The sequence below is a fragment of the Streptomyces sp. NPDC093111 genome (genome assembly GCF_040683955.1).
Lineage (GTDB): Bacteria > Actinomycetota > Actinomycetes > Streptomycetales > Streptomycetaceae > Streptomyces.
Genome location: NZ_JBFBNW010000035.1, coordinates 50,114 through 57,417, shown reverse-complemented (window position 1 = coordinate 57,417; position 7,304 = coordinate 50,114). Strand labels below are relative to the sequence as shown.

Annotated in this window: 8 protein-coding genes; 3 read left to right on the top strand and 5 right to left on the bottom strand. The window is 68.8% G+C overall.

All coding sequences use genetic code 11. The annotated features are described in order from the left end of the window. Nucleotides 1-148 precede the first annotated feature (148 nt). Nucleotides 149-763 (bottom strand): DUF6542 domain-containing protein, encoded by a 615-nt coding sequence (locus tag AB0Q96_RS37610; protein ID WP_365333607.1) that lies wholly within the window; start codon nt 761-763, stop codon nt 149-151. A 151-nt stretch (nt 764-914) separates the two neighbouring features. Between AB0Q96_RS37610 and ychF the strand changes: the two genes are divergently transcribed. Both ychF and AB0Q96_RS37600 read left to right on the top strand, forming a co-directional pair. Next, nucleotides 915-2,003 carry a redox-regulated ATPase YchF gene (gene ychF, locus AB0Q96_RS37605; RefSeq protein ID WP_365333605.1) on the top strand — a complete coding sequence of 363 codons (1,089 nt, stop codon included), beginning with the start codon at nt 915-917 and terminating at the stop codon, nt 2,001-2,003. A 485-nt stretch (nt 2,004-2,488) separates the two neighbouring features. Beyond that, on the top strand, nt 2,489-3,697 hold the full coding sequence (locus AB0Q96_RS37600; protein ID WP_365333603.1) for a hypothetical protein: 1,209 nt from the start codon (nt 2,489-2,491) through the stop codon (nt 3,695-3,697). Here the strand turns inward: AB0Q96_RS37600 and hemC (AB0Q96_RS37595) are convergent. Further along, a complete protein-coding gene (hemC, locus tag AB0Q96_RS37595) occupies nt 3,694-4,614 on the bottom strand; it encodes a hydroxymethylbilane synthase (protein WP_365333601.1) in 921 nt (306 codons plus the stop codon). The genes AB0Q96_RS37600 and hemC (AB0Q96_RS37595) overlap by 4 nt on opposite strands. 101 nt (nt 4,615-4,715) lie before the next feature. On the opposite strand from hemC (AB0Q96_RS37595), the gene hemC (AB0Q96_RS37590) reads away from it, so the two are divergent. Next, nucleotides 4,716-5,648: a hydroxymethylbilane synthase gene (gene hemC, locus AB0Q96_RS37590; RefSeq protein ID WP_365333599.1), complete on the top strand. Its 933-nt coding sequence runs from the start codon at nt 4,716-4,718 to the stop codon at nt 5,646-5,648. Here hemC (AB0Q96_RS37590) and AB0Q96_RS37585 read toward each other — a convergent pair. The 3 genes from AB0Q96_RS37585 to AB0Q96_RS37575 form a co-directional block, all read right to left on the bottom strand. Beyond that, on the bottom strand, nt 5,635-6,564 hold the full coding sequence (locus AB0Q96_RS37585; protein WP_365333598.1) for a hypothetical protein: 930 nt from the start codon (nt 6,562-6,564) through the stop codon (nt 5,635-5,637). The genes hemC (AB0Q96_RS37590) and AB0Q96_RS37585 overlap by 14 nt on opposite strands. A gap of 133 nt (nt 6,565-6,697) precedes the next feature. Then, the gene (locus AB0Q96_RS37580) at nt 6,698-6,832 is read right to left on the bottom strand and encodes a hypothetical protein (protein WP_365333596.1); all 135 of its coding nucleotides are present in this window, start codon (nt 6,830-6,832) and stop codon (nt 6,698-6,700) included. A gap of 155 nt (nt 6,833-6,987) precedes the next feature. Continuing rightward, complete coding sequence (locus tag AB0Q96_RS37575; protein WP_365333594.1) at nt 6,988-7,290, bottom strand: hypothetical protein; 303 nt, start codon at nt 7,288-7,290, stop codon at nt 6,988-6,990. Nucleotides 7,291-7,304 lie beyond the last annotated feature (14 nt).

Here is a 7,304-nt window from a genome sequence, read left to right as displayed (position 1 = left end):
TTTGACTGGTGTAGATCCGTGTCGTGTTCGTTCTGGGTCGGGGTGTCCGGACTGCGACCTTCACTTCGCTTCGCTCGTTACGGGCGCCGCCACGTCCGGACACCCCTGCCCCCGCTCCGGTACCGGCCCCCTCCCGCCGTCGTCCCTCTCAGCCTTGTTCCGGGGCCGGGCGCCGCATCGCCCGCACGTCGGGCCCGGCGGCGGCCCGCTGGCGCCGGCCCATGTCCCGCACCTTGCGCACGCTCGCGATCACGCCGGCGACGAGCGTGCCCCCGTACAGCCACCCGGCGTGCACGGCGAGCGCCGTGACCAGCGCCATCGCCTGTCCGCCCACTCCGCCCGTGCCGCCCGAGATGGGTACGACGCCGACGGCGAAGGCGATGGGGACGCTGATCGGGGCGGTGACGAGGTCCGCGGTACGCACCCACAGCGCGGTCAGCGCGCTGACCGGCAGGAACAGCAGCCCGAAGACGAGCGGCGAACTGTCGAGCAGCAGCCAGTCGAGAAAGCCGAGCACCAGCATCGTGGCGGAGGCGAAGAGGCCCGCCCCGAGGCCGGTGAGCCGCGGGTTCGGCAGCCTGCGCAGCGCCACCACGACCGGCGGCGCCGGGCGCTCCACACGGGGCTTGCCGGGGCGCGGACGGGCGGCGACGCGATAGACCGCGGCACCCTCGACCAGTGCGCCGGGCGGCGTCAGAGGGGTCTGCGGCGGGCGCCCGGCGGGGCGCCGCGACTGCGGCTTGCGTGTCCTGTGCTGCTCCACCCCACCAACGTAGGTCGGAACGGGCCGGGAACCACGTGCGGGACACGCCCTTTGGGTGACCTTGGCGCGAAGAGCGCCGTCGGAGCCCGGTCCGGTGCCCCCGTAAACTGGGGGATCGCCCCACCTCCACTCCTCTAGGGAAGTCGTCACCGTGTCGCTCACGATCGGAATCGTCGGCCTGCCGAACGTCGGCAAGTCGACCCTGTTCAACGCCTTGACCAAGAACGACGTGCTGGCGGCCAACTACCCGTTCGCCACCATCGAGCCCAACGTCGGCGTCGTCGGCGTCCCGGACGCCCGCCTGACCAAGCTGGCCGAGATCTTCGGCTCCCAGCGCATCCTCCCGGCCACCGTCGACTTCGTCGACATCGCCGGCATCGTGCGCGGCGCGAGCGAGGGCGAGGGCCTGGGCAACAAGTTCCTGGCGAACATCCGCGAGTCGGACGCGATCTGCCAGGTCATCCGCGCCTTCAAGGACGAGAACGTCGTGCACGTCGACGGCAAGGTCTCGCCGAAGGACGACATCGAGACGATCAACACCGAGCTGATCCTCGCCGACCTCCAGACCATCGAGAAGGTCCTGCCGCGCCTCCAGAAGGAGATGCGGATCAAGAAGGACACCGCGCCGAAGGTCGCCGCCGTCGAGGCCGCCCAGGCGATCCTGGAGCGGGGCGACACCCTCTTCTCGCAGGGCATCCTCCAGGGCTCGGAGAAGGCGGAGCTCCTCCACGACCTCCACCTCCTCACCACCAAGCCCTTCCTCTACGTCTTCAACGTGGACGAGGACGAGCTGACCGACGACGCCTTCAAGGCCGAGCAGAGCGCCCTGGTCGCCCCGGCCGAGGCGATCTTCCTCAACGCCAAGCTGGAGCAGGACCTCGCCGAGCTCGACGAGGCGGACGCCATGGAGCTCCTGGAGTCCGTCGGCGCCGAGGAGCCCGGCCTGGCCATCCTCGCCCGCGTCGGCTTCGACACCCTCGGCCTGCAGACCTACCTGACGGCGGGCCCGAAGGAGTCCCGCGCCTGGACCATCAAGAAGGGCGCGACGGCCCCCGAGGCGGCCGGTGTGATCCACACCGACTTCCAGAAGGGCTTCATCAAGGCCGAGGTCATCTCCTTCGCCGACCTCGTCGCCACGGGCTCGGTAGCCGAGGCCCGCTCGGCCGGCAAGGCCCGCATGGAGGGCAAGGAGTACGTCATGCAGGACGGCGATGTGGTGGAGTTCCGCTTCAACGTGTAGTGGGTGACATACCACCACTTCGCTGATCTGGCAAACATGCAGGTCAGAAGGGGTCCGACTCTCTTGAGTCGGGCCCCTTAGTTTTTCCCGTGCTGGATCGGTGCTGGATAATCTGACGACTCGTCACCTATCATCACCCCTCGTCATCTGCACCGTGCTGGATTCGTGCTGGGTCGGCTGAGCGCGTCGGCGCCTGGATGCGAACGACCGCCGCGCGGTTCCTGATCGACTTCTCCTACTGGCGAACGGTGTTCGTCCTCGCGCAGCCGGGCCATCTGCCTCGCGCCCTATTTGCGGCGCTCTGTCCTTGTTGGAATCGAGCGCGATGCAGGTCTGGACCGGGGGTGCATCATCCCCTCGGGTTGGACCTAATGCGACCGCAGGATGACTTGGAAGATCCACTTTGTGCGACCGTTTTTCGAACATGCGTTCGCGTGTTAGAAGTAATCGGAAGCACTCATTCCAGGGGGAAGGAACAACCTGTCGTGTCGCCGCACCGCCGCCCGTTTGTCTCCAGAGTTCTTGCGCTGCCCGAGAAGGGTGAGCCCCAGAGAAGGACCGCGATCACGGCTTGGGGCCTCATCGCCACGACAGCCGTGTTCACCACGACGTTCGGCCTCGTCGAGCGCTCCCGCGATGAGGTCGCGGAGGACCGCGCAGCCGGTACGGCTGCGACCGTGCCGGACATCGAGCCCGAGGACGACGGGGTCTACCGGCACGACCCGGCATCGGGCTACGTGCCCACTTACTTCGACGGCCACGGCGGCATCGCGGGCGTACCGCTGACGGAGGAGCAGCGTGACGCCGTAGTTCGAGAGGCTCTTCGGCGCGGTGTCTCGCAGGAGGACGCCCATGCGTTGGCCTACGGCGAGGGCACGGCTCCGCAGCACCCGGAGGGCCCCAAGGGGAAGTCTCCGAACCCCGGGATGACCGTGCTGGCCGCCGAGCCGATCTATCGCGAGGTGGCCCCGCTGGAGAAGCGAGTCGAAGGCGGCGACGGCCCCGCCGCCCCCGGCCTTCCGGACCCGAAGCTCAGGCATGAGAGCGGCGGCCGGCAACAGTCCAGCAGGCGCGAAGAGAAGGACAAGGGGCGAACGAAGCCGGGCATCAAGGAGCAGATGAGGAACATGGTGGAGAAGGTTGTTCCCGACCCGATCGAGAAGCCGCTCGGTGAGGTTCTGAGCCCTTTGAACCCCTTCCGCAGCTACATGAAGGCCATCAGCCAGCCCGGCACCGAACCGCTGTTCACCGTTTCTCCGCCCGAGGGCGGAGTGGTGACCATCACCGCGGAGACACAGGTGACCGAAACGATGGCGGTGACCGTGGAGGTCAAGACGCCGGTTGTGGAGGCGCCGCACTCACCGCCTCCGTCAGTCTCCGTAACCGTCACCAATCCGGAGACGGATGTGGTGACGGCTGTCTCCGAGGAGCGGCTGGTGCCGGGAGGCAGCGCCGATATCCCGAGGGTGGCGATCGGCGAGGTCGTGGAGGCTGTAGTGGCTGCGGCCTCGGAGCCGGACGCGCCGAGGGAGGACGAGAAGTCCGCCAACGAGGTGGCCCACGAGGCCAAGGATGCCTTGCGTGAGATCAAGGAGGCGCCTGCCCCCGCCGAGGGCGTTGAGGCGTCGGCCTCGCCCGCCCCCGCCGAAAGCGTTCATGCATCGGCCTCGCCGGGCCTCGTCGGGACGGACTAGCTGGACTGCGGCGCCTCGGCCAGCTCCGAGGCGCCGTGTCGGGTGAGTCGCTGGCAGACCGCGAGAGCGGTCTTGGTGGCGTCAGGCCCGGTCAGGCGGACATCGATTGCGAGCGCCGGTTCGGTCGAGAAGGCTCGCGCCCGGACGGTGTACGTGACCTCGTTGCCGTTGTCGTTGGTCCTGGCGTATCCGGCCAGTGGCGCGTTGCAGAAGCCGCCCATCTGCCGCAGCACCACGCGCTCCGCTTCGGCCTCCGTCTCCGTCTCCGGGTGGTGGAGCTTCGAGATGCGCTTGCGGGTCTCCATGTCGTCCTCGCGAGTCTGGAGGGCGATGATTGCCGCGCCGAGCGGCGGGCAGATGATCTCGGGGCTGATCCGCTCGCCGATTCGGTGGCGCAGGCCGAGCCGTTCCATGGAGCACGAGGCCACGATCAGCGCGTCCACCTCGTGCCTGAACAGAGCCTCCAGGCGGCTGTAGACGGGGCCTCGCAAGGGGACGACCTGAAGGTCCGGGCGGTAGGTCCGCAGGGCGGCAGAGCGGCGGACGGAAGCGGTACCCACGGTCGCGCCGGGGGGTAGCGTGTCGAGAGTGCCGGCCGGGTCGCGGGTCACGAGGCAGTCGCGGATGTCGTCGCGGCGTAGGTACGCGGCCATGGTCAGGCCCGGAGTGTCGTGCGTGGGGGCGTCCTTGAGACAGTGGACGGCGACGTCGATCTCTCCGGCGAGGAGCGCGGACTCGATCTCCTGGGAGAAGACGCCGTCCGACTCCAGGGAGGCGCGGTTGTCCTCGCGGTCGCCGCTTTCTCCGGCAAAGGGACGCAGCAGGGTCGCGTCTGGTGCAAGGTCAGCCAGGATGGGCGCGGACTGGGCGAGGGACATCCGTGAAGAGCGGGCGCCGATGCGCAGAGGTGTCCTCATTCGAGGGATCTCCTTTGGTGACAATCTGTCGGAAAGTGCATGGTTCTGGTGCAAGTACGATTGAGCGTCAACGGACCTGCGTCAGCGAGGAGTTGACCTGAATGGGCGACGTAGTGCGGATCGGTTCCCGGGCCAGCAAGCTGGCGCGGAGGCAGGTCAGTGAGTGGCTCGCGCCGATCGCCGAGCAGTTCCCTGACGTGACCTTCAAGCGGCAGATCATCCTCGAAGGCGGTGACAGGGACCGTGTCACGCCGACTCTGGCGGAGGTAGCGAAGACCGCTGGGGGGTCAGCGTTCTCCACCAACCAGGAGGCGGCCCTCGTGACGGGCGAGGTGGACGTGATCGTGCACTCGCTCAAAGATCTCCCCACCTCTGTGCACGAAGGGACGCGCCTTCTGGTGACCCCTGGACCGCGCGAGGACGTACGCGATGTGCTGTGCGGCTCGTCGCTGGCCGACCTGCCGCACGGTGCCACGGTGGGAACGGGCGCCCCCCGCCGCGTCGCCCAGCTCCTTGCCCTTCGACCCGACCTGAACGTGGTTCCGATCCGCGGGAACGTCCCCGGACGGCTGGCCCGCGCCACGAAGGGCGACCTTGATGCGGTGGTGCTCGCTGCGGCAGGGTTGAACCGGCTGGACCTGATGCCCCAGGTGCACGAGGTGCTCGACCCGACGGCTTTCCCTCCATCCCCGGGGCAGGGCGCGCTCGGCATCCAGGTCCGCGTCAACTCCCCGGCTGCCGAGGTGTTGGCGAAGGCCGGAGACCCGCTTGTCGACGTGTGCGTGAGGGCCGAGCGTGCCCTGCTGGCCGAGCTTCACGGCGGCTGCTCCGTGCCGGTGGGTGCGTGGGGGCGAATCGGTGCTGACGGCCTGCTGTACCTGACCGCCGCCGTGACGTCGCTGGACGGCACGAAGCAGGTCAGGGCCGACGGGGCAGGGCCCGCCGAGGACCCCGAGAAGCTCGGGGCCAGCATTGCGGCAGACCTCATCGTTCACGGTGCGGCCGGCATCCTGGCTGAGATCAGGAAGTCTTGAGGCCGCGGGCGATGTCCAGCGCGGCGTAGGTGATGATGCGGGTGGCTCCCACCCGCTTCAGGACCGTGTACGCCTCGACGAGGGGCTTGAAGTCGCGTTCCCCGTCGTCCCGGAGGTCGGTCAGGCGCAGGTATTCGCCGCTGACGGAGAAGGGGACGAGGGGAACAGGGATCTTGTCCTTGAGGTGCACGAGGGTGTCGACGGTGTGCAGGGCGGGTTCCGTGAGGATCATGTCCGCACCCTCGTCGACCATCTGGCGGGCCACATGCACGGCCTGTTCGGGCTGGTTCGGCGCGATCTGGAAGGCGCGGACCCCTGAGCGCGGTGTGGCTCCCATGGAAGTCCTGAAGCCCTCGTAGAGCGACGAGGCGAAGATCAGGTGCGGCATGATGCCGACGTTGTGGTGCCCGGCGCGGTCGAGTTCCTGACGGACCCGGCGCACGGAGCCGGGGATCATCGCAGCCGGGCCGACGATGTCCGCACCGGCCTCCGCCTGCATGACGGCCTGGAAGCCCAAGGCTTCGATCGTCCCCTCCACGTCCATCCGCCCGTCACTGCCAGCGAGCCAGCACTCCCCGGTGTCGTTGTGCTGGCAGACGCACGTCTCCGTCATGACGAGCACCTTGGGGGCGCCCTTCTTGGCGGCGGCGATGGAGCGGGCCATTAGGCCGGTGGGGGAGGCGTGCTGCGATGCCCGCGCGTCCCTGAGCTTGGACCCGGCGAAGATCTTCACCGACGTGATGCCGGCCGATTCCAGGGCCTTGACCGCCTCGGGCAGCTCCTTGACTGTCATCGTGGGCATAGACCGAGACTTGGTGTCGTCCTCCTCGCGCATGAGCAGGACCATGGCGAGGTCGCCCGGGGTCAGGCCCGGATCTTTGAGAAACTCACGGACGGCTAAGCGGTGGGCGGGCATTGCTCCTCCTGCAAGATCAGACTGGATGACTGCGTGGGGGGCACGGCCCGCCCCGGCCGACGCTGCCCGCTCCGAGGGGGATGTGTAGCGGAGCGGGGAGGCATGCCGGCCGGGGCGGGTGCTTGGGGTGGTGCTAGGCGGCGAGGATGTCGCGCGCGTCGAGCGGCTCCGCGGTGTCGCCGTCGCCCGGGTCGCCCGTCTCGGGGGTCTCGGTGTCGGAGTCCACCTTCTCGACCTCGGGGGTGTCGGTCTCAACGGTTGCGGGCATGGAAGCCCCCCTCTCTTTCGTCGGTCCCGGCCCGGTTGGGCGCGGGGGCGCATCCGTCGCCACGGACACGCCGCCGCCCTGGGTGGGCATCCGGCCGTGATGGAGTGCCGGTGCCCCGGGAAGTCCCCGCCAGGGCGGAAGCTCTGCGATGTGGCCTACCGGGGCATGACGGTGCCGAGGAACAGGGCGGCCAAGACACCCATGACGGCCAGGTAGGTGTAGACGCCGTGGGCCAGGGCCGGGTGCTCCTCGCGGATGGCCCGCAAGGCGGCGAAGCCCGTCTTGCCGTGCGCCTGGGCCCGGAAACCGAACGCGCTGATCTCGACGTAGGTGACGTCAGGCGCACTGTCGGCGGCGCCCGCCTGCTCGAACGCGAGGTCCGTGATGTCGTAGGGCTCGAAGCGCCTCTGCATCTTCAGGTAGGCGAGCAAGCGGCGCGGGGTCCAGAAGGCGGCCATGGCAAGTGTTCCTT

Excerpts from the sequence above, each read along its gene's own strand:
- AB0Q96_RS37585 (WP_365333598.1), bottom strand. The coding sequence starts at position 6,564 with ATGCCCGCCCACCGCTTAGCCGTCCGTGAGTTTCTCAAAGATCCGGGC.
- hemC (WP_365333601.1), bottom strand. The coding sequence starts at position 4,614 with ATGAGGACACCTCTGCGCATCGGCGCCCGCTCTTCACGGATGTCCCTC.
- hemC (WP_365333599.1), top strand. The coding sequence starts at position 4,716 with ATGGGCGACGTAGTGCGGATCGGTTCCCGGGCCAGCAAGCTGGCGCGG.
- AB0Q96_RS37580 (WP_365333596.1), bottom strand. The coding sequence starts at position 6,832 with ATGCCCGCAACCGTTGAGACCGACACCCCCGAGGTCGAGAAGGTGGAC.
- AB0Q96_RS37575 (WP_365333594.1), bottom strand. The coding sequence starts at position 7,290 with ATGGCCGCCTTCTGGACCCCGCGCCGCTTGCTCGCCTACCTGAAGATG.